We start from the raw sequence: 13,953 nt of genomic DNA, 5'->3' as shown, positions 1-13,953 counted from the left end.
CGCTCTCCGTGCCCCCGCCACACCTGCGGACGTCGTTGACCGGCAGCGCCGCCGCGTGGTGGCCTCGACCCATGCGCCTGCCCCTGAGCCGAGTCCTGCCCGTGGCCCTCGCCGTCCTGGCCGCCGTCGCCGTCCTGCCCGTGTCCGCGGCGAGCGCCTCCGAGCGCGGGCCCGTGCCGTACGCCTTCCCCGTCGACCACCCCACGTACATCGTCACCGTACGGAAGGACCTGGACCCGGCCGAGGTGGCGGGGCTGGTCGGGGTCACGCCGCTGCACGTGTTCCGCTCCGCGCTGCACGGCTTCGCCGCCCGGCTCTCTCCCGCCCAGGTCGCGGCGCTGGAGGTGCTGCCGGGCGTGGAGTCCATCGAGGAGGACGGCACCGCCTCCCAGGGCTGGACGTTCTAGGCCGGCTCAGCCGCGGGCGGCCTCGACGAAGGCGCGGATCAGGTCCGGGGACTTCACGCCGCGGGAGCTCTCGACGCCGCTGGAGACGTCCACGCCCCAGGCGCCGGTGGTCCGCACGGCCTCGCGGACGTTGCCGGCGTTCAGCCCGCCGGCCAGCAGCCAGTGGCCCGCGGGGGCGGTGAACTCCTGCGAGGCCCAGTTCCAGGGCTTGCCGGAGCCGGGATCGGGGGCGTCGATCAGGAGCAGGTCCTCACCGAACTCCCCGCAGCGGGCGACGTGCAGGGCGGTGGCCCGCAGCAGGGTGCGGCCTTCGGCGCGCAGCGCCTCGTAGTACTCGGGGCCCTCGTCGCCGTGCAGCTGTACGCCGCGGACGCCGCTCTCCTCGGTCAGCCGCCGGACCTCGTCCACGGACTGCCCGCGGAACACCCCCACGGTGAGCACCCCGGCGGGGACCCGCGCGGCGAGGTCCCGCGCGGCGTCGGCCCCGATCGTCCGGGGGCTCCCGGGCGCGAACACGAACCCGACGGCGTCGGCCCCGGCGTCGACGGCGGTGTCGACGTCGTGGGCCGTCGTGAGCCCGCAGATCTTGACGAAGAGATCGGTCATGCCTCCAGTCAACCAAAACCCACCCGTCCGGTGGTGAGCCGTCTCGGCACCCGGGCGCGGCCCCGCACGCGCAGCTAGCCTGGGACGAGGCTCACACCCAGTGCGCAGCACGCCACGGCGGAGGACAACGGTGACGATCATGATCGAACGGGCCACACCGATAGAGCACGCGGCACCGCCGACGTTCGAGACACTCCTGCGCACCGTCGAGGAGATGGACACGCCAGACGGCTTCAAGGCCGAGCTCATCCGGGGGAAGATCATCGTGTCACCGTGGTCCAAGCTGCGCTACTCCCGTCGCATGCGGGTACTGCGCGAGCAGCTCCAGGCACACGTTCCCGAAGGGCACTTCGCAGACACCTCCCCCTTCCTCTTCCAGTTCCCGGCGGTAGAGCGCGGCTACGGGCCGGACCTGTACGTCGCGGACGAGTCCGCCTTCGACGAGGAAGGCCGACACGCGGACGGCGCGGCCTTGTCGCTGGTCGGCGAGTTCACCTCACTGTCCACGAAGGACGCCGACTGGAACGAGAAGCTGGAAGTGTACGGACAGCTCGTTCCCGTCTACCTCGTCGTCGACATGGAGGCGTCCGAGATCACCTGCTTCTGGGACCCCTCCCCGCACGGGTACCGCTCCCGCACGACGGTCTCCTTCGGCGAGGACCTGCACGTCCCGAAGCCGTTCGACTTCACGCTCGACACCACGGGCTTGTAGGACGCCGGATCAAGCGGGTGCGTCGACGGGCAGTCCCGCATCCCGGGCAGCGTCGGCCAGGCGAAGGTCTCCCGGGTGGAGGGGGCGGACGCCGTGCCGACGTTGCCCCTCCTGCAACGCCCGAGGGCGGCACCCCCTGTACGGGGAGTGCCGCCCTCGGTCGAGAACAGCCGATCAGCCAGGGGCCGATCAGAAGTCCATGTCACCGCCCGGCATGCCGCCCGGAGCGGCGGCGGCCTTCTCCGGCTTGTCGGCGATGACGGCCTCGGTGGTCAGGAACAGCGCGGCGATCGACGCGGCGTTCTGCAGCGCGGAGCGCGTGACCTTCGCCGGGTCGATGATGCCCTCGGCGATCATGTCGACGTACTCGCCGGTCGCGGCGTTCAGGCCGTGGCCGACGGGCAGGTTGCGCACCTTCTCCACGACGACGCCGCCCTCAAGGCCGCCGTTGACGGCGATCTGCTTGAGCGGGGCCTCCAGGGCGAGCTTCACGGCGTTGGCGCCGGTCGCCTCGTCACCCTCAAGCTCCAGCTTCTCGAAGACCGCGGAGGCCTGGAGCAGGGCCACGCCACCACCGGCGACGATGCCCTCCTCGACGGCCGCCTTCGCGTTGCGCACGGCGTCCTCGATGCGGTGCTTGCGCTCCTTGAGCTCGACCTCGGTCGCGGCACCGGCCTTGATGACGGCCACGCCGCCGGCCAGCTTCGCGAGGCGCTCCTGGAGCTTCTCGCGGTCGTAGTCCGAGTCGGAGTTCTCGATCTCGGCACGGATCTGGTTGACGCGACCCTGGACCTGGTCGCTGTCACCGGCACCGTCGACGATCGTGGTCTCGTCCTTGGTGATGACGACCTTGCGGGCGCGGCCGAGCAGGTCGAGGCCCGCGTTCTCCAGCTTGAGGCCGACCTCCTCGGAGATGACCGTGCCGCCGGTGAGGATGGCGATGTCGCCGAGCATGGCCTTGCGACGGTCGCCGAAGCCCGGGGCCTTGACGGCGACGGACTTGAAGGTGCCGCGGATCTTGTTGACGACCAGGGTCGACAGGGCCTCGCCCTCGACGTCCTCGGCGATGATCAGCAGCGGCTTGCCGGACTGCATGACCTTCTCCAGCAGCGGAAGGAGGTCCTTCACGTTGCCGACCTTGGAGTTGACGATCAGGATGTACGGGTCGTCGAGCGACGCCTCCATACGCTCCATGTCGGTGGCGAAGTACGCCGAGATGTAGCCCTTGTCGAAGCGCATACCCTCGGTGAGCTCCAGCTCCAGACCGAAGGTCTGGGACTCCTCGACGGTGATGACGCCTTCCTTGCCGACCTTGTCCATGGCCTCGGCGATGAGCTCGCCGATCTGGGTGTCAGCGGCGGAGATGGAGGCCGTGGAAGCGATCTGCTCCTTGGTCTCGACATCCTTCGCCTGCTCCAGCAGGGCGCCGGAGACGGCCTCGACGGCCTTCTCGATGCCACGCTTGAGGGCCATCGGGTTGGCGCCGGCGGCGACGTTGCGCAGGCCCTCGCGGACGAGCGCCTGGGCCAGCACGGTCGCGGTGGTCGTACCGTCGCCGGCGACGTCGTCCGTCTTCTTGGCGACTTCCTTGACCAGCTCGGCGCCGATCTTCTCGTACGGGTCCTCGAGCTCGATCTCCTTGGCGATGGAGACACCATCGTTGGTGATCGTGGGGGCGCCCCACTTCTTCTCAAGGACGACGTTGCGACCCTTGGGGCCAAGGGTGACCTTGACGGCGTCGGCGAGCTGGTTCATCCCGCGCTCGAGACCGCGCCGGGCCTCCTCGTCGAACGCAATGATCTTGGCCATCTGAAGTGGTCCTCCAGGACTGGGGTTCCCCCTGCGCCACGAGACGCACGGGGAGGGTTGGATTGCTCCGGACCGCGCCCGCGCCCGCGACGGACGGCCTGCGTGCCCGGCGGTTCCTTCCCGCCGGACCCTGCGGGCCTCACCGACCCGGTCCTGTGTAGTAGCACTCTCAGCACGAGAGTGCTAACGCCAATGATTAGCACTCGACCCCTTCGAGTGCAAGCGGCTCAGCCCAACCCGGACCCCCGCGCGGGTCGCCGACCCCGACACGCACGAGGGCCCGCATCCCGGTCGGGGATGCGGGCCCTCGTGCGTATGCGTCGGTGGTCGATCGCGCCGGGACTAGACGGCGAGCTTGACCATGTCCGCCTGCGGACCCTTCTGGCCCTGCGAGATCTCGAACTCGACCCGCTGACCCTCTTCAAGGGTGCGGTACCCGTCCATCTGGATGGCGCTGTAGTGGACGAACACATCCGCACCACCGTCGACCGCGATGAAGCCGTAGCCCTTCTCCGCGTTGAACCACTTGACGGTGCCCTGAGCCATGCCTAACTCCCCTATTACTGGCCCTTGCGCAGGACCGCACTTCGCGGTCCCGGGTCAGAACTTGCGCCGGAACGCCTCGACCGCGGCTGAATGTATCCGCACCGGTGCTGTGAGCAACAGGTCAATCCGACGAGAAATCTGGTCACGCAGATACATTGAAATAGAGTGAAAATTTGGCATCTACCGGGGCAACTCGGGCCCGACAAATCTCGCCAAAGCCCCATACCGCGCATGCATATTGACTCAATGTCAACCCTCACGCGACCCGCTCATATGCGGCGGGCAAGAACAGCGGAGGGGACTTCCCCAACTCTACCGCGCCCAACCAAGCAGAATTACCCCCTCCGCTTATTAACGGAGGGGGTAATTACGGTTTGCGCGTGTCAGCAGCCGCCGGCCACGGCGGGGATGATCGAGACCCCGGCACCGTCCGGCGTGGCGGCCTGCAGACCGCCCTCGAAGCGCACGTCGTCGTCGTTGACGTACACGTTCACGAAGCGGCGCAGCTTGCCCTGGTCGTCCAGGATGCGCGCCCCGATGCCCGGGTGGCTCTTCTCCAGCGACTCGATGACCTCGGCCAGGGTGGCGCCCTCGGCGGGGACCTCGGCCTGGCCGGCGGTGTAGGTGCGCAGGATGGTGGGGATGCGGACGTTGACGCTCATGGCGCTACTGCCTTTCCGGGAACGGCGGGGATGGTCAGGCCAGGCCGGCGGCGCGGAACGCGTCCAGGCTGGGGCGGATGGTGGCGGTCTGCCCGCTGTCCGCGGCCACCGCCTCCAGGGTCTTGAGGCCGTCACCGGTGTTCAGGACCACGGTGGTCAGCGCCGGGTCGAGCAGCCCGTTCTCGATGAGCTTCTTCGTCACGCCGACGGTCACGCCGCCCGCGGTCTCGGCGAAGATGCCCTCGGTCTGCGCGAGGATCTTGATGGCCTCGACGACCTGCTCGTCGTTGACGTCCTCCACGTAACCGCCGGTGCGGCGCGCGATGTCCAGGACGTACGGGCCGTCGGCCGGGTTGCCGATGGCGAGCGACTTGGCGATGGTGTTCGGCTTCTGCGGGCGGACCACGTCGTGACCGGCCTTGAAGGCGGTCGACACGGGCGAGCAGCCCTCGGCCTGGGCGCCGAAGATCTTGTACGGCTTGTCCTCGACGAGGCCGAGCTTGATCAGCTCCTGGAGGCCCTTGTCGATCTTCGTCAGCTGCGAGCCGGACGCGATCGGGATGACGAGCTGGTCGGGCAGCTGCCAGCCGAGCTGCTCGCAGATCTCGTACGCGAGCGTCTTGGAGCCCTCGCCGTAGTACGGGCGCAGGTTGACGTTGACGAAGCCCCAGCCCTCGCCCAGCGGGTCGCCGATGAGCTCGGAGCAGAAGCGGTTGACGTCGTCGTAGTTGCCCTCGATGCCGACCAGGTCGCCGCCGTAGACGCCGGCCATGACGACCTTGCCCTGCTCCAGGTCGTGCGGGATGAACACGCACGAGCGGAAGCCGGCCCGGGCGGCCGCGGCGCCGACGGCGCCGGCCAGGTTGCCGGTGGAGGAGCAGGACAGGGTGGTGAAGCCGAAGGCGCGGGCCGCCTCGACGGCGATGGCCACGACGCGGTCCTTGAAGGAGTGCGTCGGGTTGCCGGAGTCGTCCTTGACGTAGAGCTTGCCGGTGACGCCCAGCTCCTTGGCCAGGTTCTCGGCGTCGACGAGCTTGGTGAAGCCCGGGTTCAGGCTGGGCTTGGAGGCCACGTCGGCGGGGACGGGCAGCAGGGGGGCGTAGCGCCAGATGTTGTTCGGACCGGCCTCGATCGCGGCGCGCAGGGCTTCGGGGTCACCGGTGGGGAGCTCGTAGGCGACCTCCAGCGGCCCGAAGCACTCGACGCACGCGAAGATGGGGCCCAGCTCGAAGCGGGTACCGCACTCACGACACGAAAGGCCGGTGGCAGGTCCGAGATCGACAGAGGTGGCAACAGTCTGTGCAGCCATGATGGCGAGGCCCTTTCTCCTCATCTTCCCCATGGCGCACTTCGCCATGAGACGGAATTGGCACCTTCCCTAGCCGGGGACCCCGCGGCGTGCGTATCGCATCGCGAGAACCGACTGGAGGGTTGCCGGGGCTTCAACGGGCCGTGTCCCTCTGCCCCTCTGGATGAGCGGTATGGCACCGGGCCGCGCGCTCTGTGGCGCACCCGGGCGTTTGTGCACGAGGACCCCCGGCATGCCGTGGTCCTTCGCGTTGTTCAAGACTGTAACCGAAGTGCCCGGGCGGGTGAGACAGCCGTCCGAACCGCGAGATGGATCACTTTTCGGCCGAATGGGCCGGACCCCACCGAGGAATCAGGAGTACCGATCGTGCTGGATGAGGTGGAGCGCTGGCTGGCGGACCGCTCCTGGTCCGCTGCCGACCGACCGCTCGACCAGCTGCTCGCCGCCAAACGGGCGACGGGCACCACGGTCAGCGTGGTCCTGCCCGCCCTGGACGAGGAGGAGACGGTCGGCGCCATCGTCGAGGTGATCCGGCGCGATCTCATCGAGGGACTGCCGCTCCCGCTCGTCGACGAGCTGCTGGTCGTCGACTCCGGTTCCACGGACCGGACGGCCGGGGTGGCGGCCGAGGCCGGCGCCCGCGTCGTGCACCGCGACGAGATCCTGCCGCGGATACCGGCCCTGCCCGGCAAGGGCGAGGTGCTGTGGCGCTCGCTGCTGGTGACCGGCGGGGACATCGTCTGCTTCGTGGACGCGGACCTGCGGGACTTCTCCTCCGCCTTCGTCTCCGGGATCGTCGGTCCGCTGCTGACCGAACCGGACGTGCAGTTCGTGAAGGCGATGTACGAGCGCCCGGTCGGCCCGGAGCTCCAGGGGCTCGCCTCCGGCAAGACCCCCGGCCAGGGCGGCCGGGTCACGGAGCTGGTGGCCCGGCCGCTGCTGAACCTGCACTGGCCGCAGCTGGCGGGCTTCGTGCAGCCGCTGGGCGGCGAGTACGCCGTACGCCGCTCCCTGCTGGAACGCCTGCCGTTCCCCGTGGGCTACGGCGTCGAGCTGGGCCTGCTGGTGGACGCGCTGCACACGGTCGGACTGGACGCGCTGGCCCAGGTGGACGTGGGCGTACGGCTGCACCGCCACCAGGACGGGCAGGCGCTGGGCCGGATGGCCGCGGCGATCTACCGCACGGCGCAGCTGCGGCTGTCGCGGGCCCACCTGGTCCGGCCGGAGCTCACCCAGTTCGAGCGGGGGCCGGACGGGTTCGTGCCGCGCACCCACCCCGTGGACACCGAGGAGCGGCCGCCGATGAGGGAGATCAAGGAGTACGCGGGCCGCCGCGTGGCGTGAGGAACATCCGGGTTTGAGCAGGGCGGCCCCCGGCTAGGTTGGCGGCATGGCTTCCCAGGTACTCGTTGCAGCGAACCGCGGCCCGCTCTCGTACTCCCTCGACGCCGAGGGCGCCCTGTCCGCCCGGCGCGGCGGCGGCGGACTCGTCTCCGGACTCTCCGCGGCCCTCGCGCAGCAGCCGGACACGCTCTGGATCTGCGCGGCCCTTTCGGAGGCGGACCGGGAGGCGGTCCGCCGGGGCGTCGCCGAGCCCGGCGTCCGGATGCTGGACATCGATCCCGAGGTGTACGACGGCGCGTACAACGGCATCGCCAACTCGGTGCTCTGGTTCACCCACCACCACCTGTACGACATCCCGCGCGAGCCGGTCTTCGACGCGGAGTTCCGGCGGCGGTGGGGCGCGTACACGGAGTACAACCGGGCCTTCGCGCAGGCCCTCGCGCAGGAGGCGGCGGAGGGCGCCTGCGTCCTGGTGCAGGACTACCAGCTGGCGCTCGTGCCGGGCCTGCTCCGGGAGCTGCGGCCGGACCTGCGGATCGCGCACTTCACGCACACGCCGTGGGCCTCGCCGGAGTTCCTGCGGATGCTGCCGGACGACATCCGCGCGCAGCTGCTGTGGGGGATGCTCGGGGCGGACCGGCTGGGCTTCCACACGCGGGCGTGGGCCGCCGACTTCGTACGGGGCGCGGGCATCGACGACGCGAGCGGGACCGCGGAGGGGGTCTGGCCGAGCGGGGGCGCACCCGGGGTGTGGCACCGCAAGGCGGCCCCGGACGGGAGCGGGCTGCTGGAGCGCCGGTTCACCGAGGTGGCCGCGTACCCCCTCGGAGTCGACGCGGACGAGCTGCGGGCGCTGGCGCACCGGCCCGAGGTGAACGACAAGCTGGCGGCGCTGCGGGCGGAGGTCGGCGACCTGAAGACGATCGTCCGGGTGGACCGCACCGAGCTGTCGAAGAACGTCCTGCGCGGGCTGCTCGCCTACCGGGAACTGCTGGCCGCGCACCCCGAGTGGCGCGGCCGGGTGGTGCACCTGGCCTCGGCGTACCCCTCCCGGCAGGACCTGGAGGTCTACCGCAGGTACACGGCGTCGGTGCGGGAGCTCGCCGACGAGATCAATGCGGAGTTCGGCGAGGAGGGCGGCTGGCAGCCGGTCCTGGTGTCGGTGCAGGACGACTTCGCGCGCTCGCTGGCGGCGTACCGGATGGCGGACGTGGCGCTGGTGAACCCGGTGCGGGACGGGATGAACCTGGTGGCGAAGGAGATCCCGGTGGTGTCGGAGCAGGGGTGCGCGCTGGTGCTGTCGACGGGGGCGGGGGCGTACGCTGAGCTCCGCGCGGACGCGCTGACGGTGAACCCGTACGACGTGACGGCGACCGCGGAGGCCCTGCACACGGCCCTGTCGATGCCGGCCGCGGAACGCGCGGAACGCTCGAAGCGCCTTGCTGCGGCAGCCACGGCCCTCCCCCCGTCCCGGTGGTTCGCGAACCAACTGACCGACCTCCGCGCCCCCACCGGCCCCGCCGGCGTTTGAGGCACAGGCCCGGGCGCAGCCCGGGGAACGGTGGAAGGGCGGGTAGGGGACAGCCCCGCAGGGCCCGGTCGCGCCCGACGGAGCGCGCCGGGTCGGGCAGAGCCGCGGCGAGCCCCGGCGGCCCGGACGGCTTCGCCCGGGCCTGCGGGGGCTCCGGTGCTCCCGGGTCAGGCCCCGCGGGAGCGGATGGCTTCGGCCAGGGCGGCCAGGAAGGCCGTGACCTGCGCCGGCCCGGGGAGGACCAGGTCGGCGCGGGCCGCCAGCTCCGGCACCTCGGCGGAGCCGCTGCACACCAGCAGCCCCGGCAGGCCCTCGGCGCGCCGCTTCTCGACCGCGGAGTACGCCGCGAGGTCGCCCAGGTCGTCACCGGCGTACAGCACCGCCTCGGCGCCCTGCTCCTCCAGGAATTCCGTGAGGGCCACGCCCTTGTCCATGCCCGGCGGGCGCAGCTCCAGGACGGCCCGGCCCGGCTCCACCATCAGCCCGTGCCGCGCGGCCAGCTCGGCCAGGGGCTCCCGCAGCGCGGCGAAGGCGGCCGCCGGGTCGGAGGCGCGCCGGGTGTGGACGGCCAGCGCCCGGCCCTTCTCCTCGATCCAGGTCCCGCGCCACGCGCCGATCGCGTCCAGGAAGCCGGGCAGCTCCGCCCGTACCGCCGCGACGCCGGGGTGCTCGGCCGGGGCGTGGACGATGCCGGTGACGGCGTCCCAGCGCTCGGCTCCGTAGTGGCCGAGGACCACCAGGTGTTCGAGTCCGGCGACCCCGGCGAAGCCCCCGTACCGTACGGCGACCCCGGCCGGCCGGCCGGTGATCACGGCGACCGAGGCGACCTCGGGTGCGAGCGCGGCCAGGGCCGGTACGGCGCCGGGGTGGGCGCGCGCCTGGTCCGGGTCGGGGACGATCTCGGCGAGGGTGCCGTCGAAGTCGAGCGCGACCACGGACCGGCGGGGTACCCGGATCAGGGCTTCCAGCCCCTCGCGTCCGGCGGCTGTGTCGGGCATCGGCAGGTTGCTGTGCGGATGGCTCGCCATAAGGACGACCCTAACCGGCCCGCTCCCTCCCGGCTACGGCGCCTGCGGCGCGCTCAGCGGCGGGCCCGCTGCGCCTCGCGGAGCCGGCGCAGCCGGTTCACGGTGCCCGGTGCGTGGGCCAGCGCCCGCGGATCGTCCATGAGCGCATTGAGCAGCTGGTAGTACCGGACCGGGGTGAGCCCGAGACCCTCCCGTATCGCCCGCTCCTTGGCCCCGGGACCGGGCCAGGTGCGCCCCTCGTACGCGAGCACCGCGGCCTCGGTCGCCGTGAGCTGCCCGTCGTCCGTCATACGGCCAGATTAACGCCGCCCACCGACACGCCCCCGGGCCCCGGGGCCGAGGCCCGGGGCAGGGCCCCTGGGGCTGTCCCCGGCCCGAACCGGTCAGTGCGTGTCGGCCGACCGCGCGGCCAGCGCGATCTCCTCCAGCACCTTCGCCGGCTGCCCGCCCGGCTGCACGCTCGCGCCGATCTTCTGCTTGACGTCCTCGCTGACCCCGGCCCAGGACTTCTTGCCCACCGGGTAGAGCCGGGCGTTCGGCAGGGCCTGGAGGAAGACCTTCAGCTGCTGCGCCGAGGCGCCCGTACCGGCCTCCATCGCCCGGTAGCCGCTCGTCGTCACGGGCAGCAGGTCGTACTTGGCGGTGAAGGCGGTCACGTTCTGGGGCGTGTACAGGTAGTCCAGGAACTTGCCCGACTCCACCCGGTGCCCGTTCTTGAAGGCCATCACCCAGTCCGCGACGCCCATGGTCGGGTGCTCGGTCCCGTCGGCCGTCGGCATGGCCACCATGCCGAACTTCACGCCCTTCGCGGCCGCCTGCTTCAGCAGCGTCGGGTGGCCGTTGAGCATGCCGACCTCGCCCCGGGAGAAGGCGTCGAAGGCGGCCTGCCGGTCGGTCTTGCCCGGCTCGGCCGCGCCGGTCAGCCCCTGGCCGACCATCTTGTCCCGGAGGAACTCGAAGGTCTTGACGTTCTCCGGGGAGTCGATGGCGTAGGCCTCCTCGTTGTCGGTGTAGCCGCCACCGCCCGCGAGCATCCACATCATCGTCTCGGCCTGCGCCTCCTCGCGGCCCAGCGGCAGCGCGAAGGGGGTGGGTACGCCGGCGGCCTTGAGCTTCTTCGCGGCCGCCTCCAGGTCCGCCCAGCTCTTGGGCTGCCAGCCGCCCTTGGCGTCCTTCGCGAGCACCCCCGCGTCGGTCAGCAGCTTCTCGTTGTAGAAGAGGAGCCGGGTGCTGGAGACGAAGGGCATGCCGTACTGGACGCGCTTGATCTTGCCCGCGTCCGCGAGCGGGGCGAGGAAGTCGGCCTCGGTCTTCACGGCGAGCAGTTCGTCGGCGGTGTAGAGCTTGCCGGCGGCCGCGTAGTCGGCGTAGGCGCCGATCTGCGCGATGTCGGGCGCCTTCCCGGCCTTGACCATCTCGGCGACCTTCGCGTCGACCTCGGACCAGGAGTAGACGCTGACCTCGACCTTGATGCCGGGGTGGTCCTTCTCGAAGCCCGCGGCGAGGTCCTTCCAGTACGCGGACGAGGAGTTCTGCGGATTGTCCCCGTAGTCGGCCGCCACGACCCGCAGGGTCACCTCGTTGTCCCCGGTGATGCTCTCCAGGCTGCCGCAGCCGGTCAGCGTCACGGCGGTCAGGCACAGCGCGGCGCCTGCCGCGGCCAGGCTCAGGTAACGGCCCTTCACGGTTCTCGATCCACCCCTTGTTGTCCGTACGATCAACGTAAGGTCTACACCACTTTGGCGGCTCTTCCACATCCGGGTCAGGGGAGGGCCCCGAATTTGTATGGCAGCTCAACAATCCCTCTCAATGGACTAGACCTTTCCCCGCCGAGCACGCGAGACTGTCACCTGTGAAACCCGTGAAACACGTCATCGCCCTCGATGTGGGCGGCACCGGGATGAAGGCCGCCCTCGTCGGCGAGGACGGCACCCTGCTCCACGAGGCGCGCCGCGCCACCGGCCGCGAGCGGGGCCCCGACGCCGTCGTCGAGACGATCCTGGACTTCGCCGCCGAGCTGGGCGCGCTCGGCCGCGAACGCTTCGGCCGCCCCGCCTCGGCGGCCGGAGTCGCCGTCCCCGGCATCGTCGACGCCGAGAACGGGATCGCCGTCTACGCGGCGAACCTCGGCTGGCGCGACGTACCGATGCGCGAGCTCCTCGGCAGGCGGCTCGGCTCGCTCCCGGTGGCGCTGGGCCACGACGTGCGCACGGGCGGACTCGCCGAAGGCCGCATCGGCGCCGGGCGCGGCGCCGACCGCTTCCTGTTCGTCCCCCTCGGCACCGGCATCGCCGGCGCCATCGGCATCGCGGGCCGCATCGAGGCGGGCGCCCACGGCTACGCCGGGGAGATCGGCCACATCGTGGTCCGCCCCGGCGGACCCTCCTGCGGCTGCGGGCAGTACGGCTGCCTGGAGACCCTCGCCTCCGCCTCCGCCGTCAGCCGCGCCTGGGCGGCGGCCTGCGGCAATCCGGAGGCGGACGCCGCGGAGTGCGCCAAGGCCGTCGAGTCCGGCGATCCCGCGGCCCGTGCGGTGTGGCAGACCGCCGTCGGCGCCCTCGCCGACGGCCTGGTCACCGCGATCACCCTGCTGGACCCGCGCACGCTGATCATCGGTGGCGGGCTGGCCGAGGCGGGGGAAACCTTGTTCACACCCCTACGGGCGGCCGTCGAGGAGCGCGTGACGTTCCAGCGCCTGCCCCACATCGTGCCGGCGGCCCTCGGGGACACCGCCGGATGCCTGGGCGCAGGGCTGCTCGCCTGGGACCTACTCGCCACGGAGGTACCTGCCTGATGTCCGGAAGCGCACAGAGCACCGTTCTCTCCGGCGCCAGAGTGGTCCTGCCCACCGGAACCGTGGCGGGCGGCCGTGTCATCGTCTCCGGCGAGCGCATCGCGGGCAGCGCCGAGGAGGGCGCGCGGCTCCTCGACCTGTCCGGGCACTGGATCGTCCCCGGCTTCGTGGACATGCACAACCACGGCGGCGGCGGCGCCTCCTTCACCTCCGGCACCGCCGAGGAGGTGCTCCGGGGCGTACGCACCCACCGCGAGCACGGCACCACCACCCTCGTCGCCTCCACCGTCACCGGCGATCTGGACGAGCTGGCCCGCCGCGCCGCCCTGCTCGCCGAGCTGACGCAGCAGGGCGAGATCGCGGGCATCCACTTCGAGGGCCCCTTCATCAACCCCTGCCGCAAGGGCGCCCACAAGGAGGAGCTGCTCCGCGACCCCGACCCGGCCGAGGTCCGCAAGCTGGTCGACGCCGCGCACGGCGCCGCCCGCATGGTCACCCTCGCCACCGAACTCCCCGGCGGCCTTGACTCCGTACGGCTGCTGACCGAGCACGGGGTCATCGCCGCGATCGGCCACACCGACTCCACGTACGACCAGACGCGCCAGGCCATCGACGCGGGCGCGACCGTGGCCACCCACCTCTACAACGCGATGCCGGGCATGGAGCACCGCGCCCCCGGGCCGATCGCCGCGCTCCTGGAGGACGAACGGGTCACCGTCGAGCTGATCAACGACGGCACCCACCTGCACCCGGCGATGCTGGAACTGGCCTTCCACCACGCGGGCGCCCACCGGGTCGCGCTGATCACCGACGCGATGGACGCGGCCGGCTTCGGCGACGGGACCTACCACCTGGGCTCGCTGGAGGTGGAGGTCAAGCAGGGCGTGGCCCGCCTCGTCGAGGGCGGTTCGATCGCCGGCTCCACCCTCACCCTGGACACGGCCTTCAAGCGGTCGGTCATCCTGGACCGGCTGCCGGTGGAGTCCGTGGTCCAGGCGATCTCCGCCAACCCCGCCAAACTGCTCGGCCTCTACGACCAGGTGGGCTCCCTGGAGCCCGGCAAGTACGCCGACCTCGTGGTCCTCGACGCCGCATTCGACGTCAAGGGCGTCATGCGGCGCGGCGAATGGATCGTCAGCCCGCCCGGCCCGCCGCTGGTCTGAGCGGGTATCCGGCGAAGCGGGCGGCCGGGGGGACTGGGCCGC

14 protein-coding genes and 1 riboswitch are annotated in these 13,953 nt (G+C 71.5%); of the genes, 6 read left to right on the top strand and 8 right to left on the bottom strand.

Annotation, left to right across the window (positions count from 1 at the left end; all coding sequences use genetic code 11):
* The first annotated feature begins 71 nt into the window (after positions 1 to 71).
* The gene (locus AC0666_RS15495) at positions 72 to 407 is read left to right on the top strand and encodes a protease inhibitor I9 family protein (RefSeq protein ID WP_468970283.1); all 336 of its coding nucleotides are present in this window, start codon (positions 72 to 74) and stop codon (positions 405 to 407) included.
* Positions 408 to 413: 6 nt separating this feature from the next.
* Here the strand turns inward: AC0666_RS15495 and AC0666_RS15490 are convergent, their stop codons facing one another.
* Positions 414 to 1,013, bottom strand: a complete 600-nt coding sequence (locus tag AC0666_RS15490; protein WP_468970286.1) for a phosphoribosylanthranilate isomerase — start codon at positions 1,011 to 1,013, stop codon at positions 414 to 416.
* Between the two features lie 139 nt (positions 1,014 to 1,152).
* Here AC0666_RS15490 and AC0666_RS15485 point away from each other — a divergent pair, with 139 nt between their 5' ends.
* Complete coding sequence (locus tag AC0666_RS15485) at positions 1,153 to 1,725, top strand: Uma2 family endonuclease (protein ID WP_468970539.1); 573 nt, start codon at positions 1,153 to 1,155, stop codon at positions 1,723 to 1,725.
* Between the two features lie 189 nt (positions 1,726 to 1,914).
* On the opposite strand, the gene groL is transcribed toward AC0666_RS15485, so the two are convergent.
* The 4 genes from groL to thrC form a co-directional block, all read right to left on the bottom strand.
* Entirely contained in the window at positions 1,915 to 3,534 is a 1,620-nt protein-coding gene (gene groL / locus AC0666_RS15480) for a chaperonin GroEL (protein ID WP_468581673.1), read from the bottom strand.
* Between the two features lie 342 nt (positions 3,535 to 3,876).
* Positions 3,877 to 4,080 carry a cold-shock protein gene (locus AC0666_RS15475; RefSeq protein WP_005315736.1) on the bottom strand — a complete coding sequence of 68 codons (204 nt, stop codon included), beginning with the start codon at positions 4,078 to 4,080 and terminating at the stop codon, positions 3,877 to 3,879.
* 383 nt (positions 4,081 to 4,463) lie between these two features.
* Positions 4,464 to 4,742 (bottom strand): MoaD/ThiS family protein, encoded by a 279-nt coding sequence (locus AC0666_RS15470; RefSeq protein WP_468970290.1) that lies wholly within the window; start codon positions 4,740 to 4,742, stop codon positions 4,464 to 4,466.
* 34 nt (positions 4,743 to 4,776) lie between these two features.
* Positions 4,777 to 6,051: a threonine synthase gene (gene thrC / locus AC0666_RS15465; protein ID WP_478707736.1), complete on the bottom strand. Its 1,275-nt coding sequence runs from the start codon at positions 6,049 to 6,051 to the stop codon at positions 4,777 to 4,779.
* A 17-nt stretch (positions 6,052 to 6,068) separates the two neighbouring features.
* A riboswitch (SAM riboswitch) is annotated at positions 6,069 to 6,221 on the bottom strand.
* Between the two features lie 196 nt (positions 6,222 to 6,417).
* On the opposite strand from thrC, the gene AC0666_RS15460 reads away from it, so the two are divergent.
* Both AC0666_RS15460 and AC0666_RS15455 read left to right on the top strand, forming a co-directional pair.
* On the top strand, positions 6,418 to 7,395 hold the full coding sequence (locus AC0666_RS15460; protein ID WP_478707735.1) for a glucosyl-3-phosphoglycerate synthase: 978 nt from the start codon (positions 6,418 to 6,420) through the stop codon (positions 7,393 to 7,395).
* Between the two features lie 46 nt (positions 7,396 to 7,441).
* Positions 7,442 to 8,926 (top strand): alpha,alpha-trehalose-phosphate synthase (UDP-forming), encoded by a 1,485-nt coding sequence (locus AC0666_RS15455; protein WP_478707734.1) that lies wholly within the window; start codon positions 7,442 to 7,444, stop codon positions 8,924 to 8,926.
* A gap of 167 nt (positions 8,927 to 9,093) precedes the next feature.
* Here AC0666_RS15455 and otsB read toward each other — a convergent pair whose 3' ends face one another.
* From otsB to AC0666_RS15440, 3 genes are all read right to left on the bottom strand, one after another.
* A complete protein-coding gene (gene otsB, locus AC0666_RS15450) occupies positions 9,094 to 9,954 on the bottom strand; it encodes a trehalose-phosphatase (RefSeq protein ID WP_478707733.1) in 861 nt (286 codons plus the stop codon).
* A 53-nt stretch (positions 9,955 to 10,007) separates the two neighbouring features.
* Positions 10,008 to 10,244, bottom strand: a complete 237-nt coding sequence (locus AC0666_RS15445; protein ID WP_361714166.1) for a DUF3263 domain-containing protein — start codon at positions 10,242 to 10,244, stop codon at positions 10,008 to 10,010.
* Between the two features lie 93 nt (positions 10,245 to 10,337).
* Positions 10,338 to 11,639 carry an extracellular solute-binding protein gene (locus AC0666_RS15440; protein WP_468970299.1) on the bottom strand — a complete coding sequence of 434 codons (1,302 nt, stop codon included), beginning with the start codon at positions 11,637 to 11,639 and terminating at the stop codon, positions 10,338 to 10,340.
* 176 nt (positions 11,640 to 11,815) lie between these two features.
* Between AC0666_RS15440 and AC0666_RS15435 the strand changes: the two genes are divergently transcribed.
* Positions 11,816 to 12,748, top strand: coding sequence for an ROK family protein (locus tag AC0666_RS15435; RefSeq protein ID WP_468970542.1), 933 nt, complete (start codon positions 11,816 to 11,818; stop codon positions 12,746 to 12,748).
* Complete coding sequence (gene nagA, locus AC0666_RS15430) at positions 12,748 to 13,911, top strand: N-acetylglucosamine-6-phosphate deacetylase (protein WP_478707732.1); 1,164 nt, start codon at positions 12,748 to 12,750, stop codon at positions 13,909 to 13,911. The genes AC0666_RS15435 and nagA overlap by 1 nt, the downstream gene beginning before the upstream one ends.
* The last annotated feature ends 42 nt before the right edge of the window (positions 13,912 to 13,953 follow it).

Source organism: Streptomyces sp. NPDC043680 (assembly GCF_056436685.1).
This window is presented reverse-complemented; position numbering and strand designations above follow the sequence as displayed.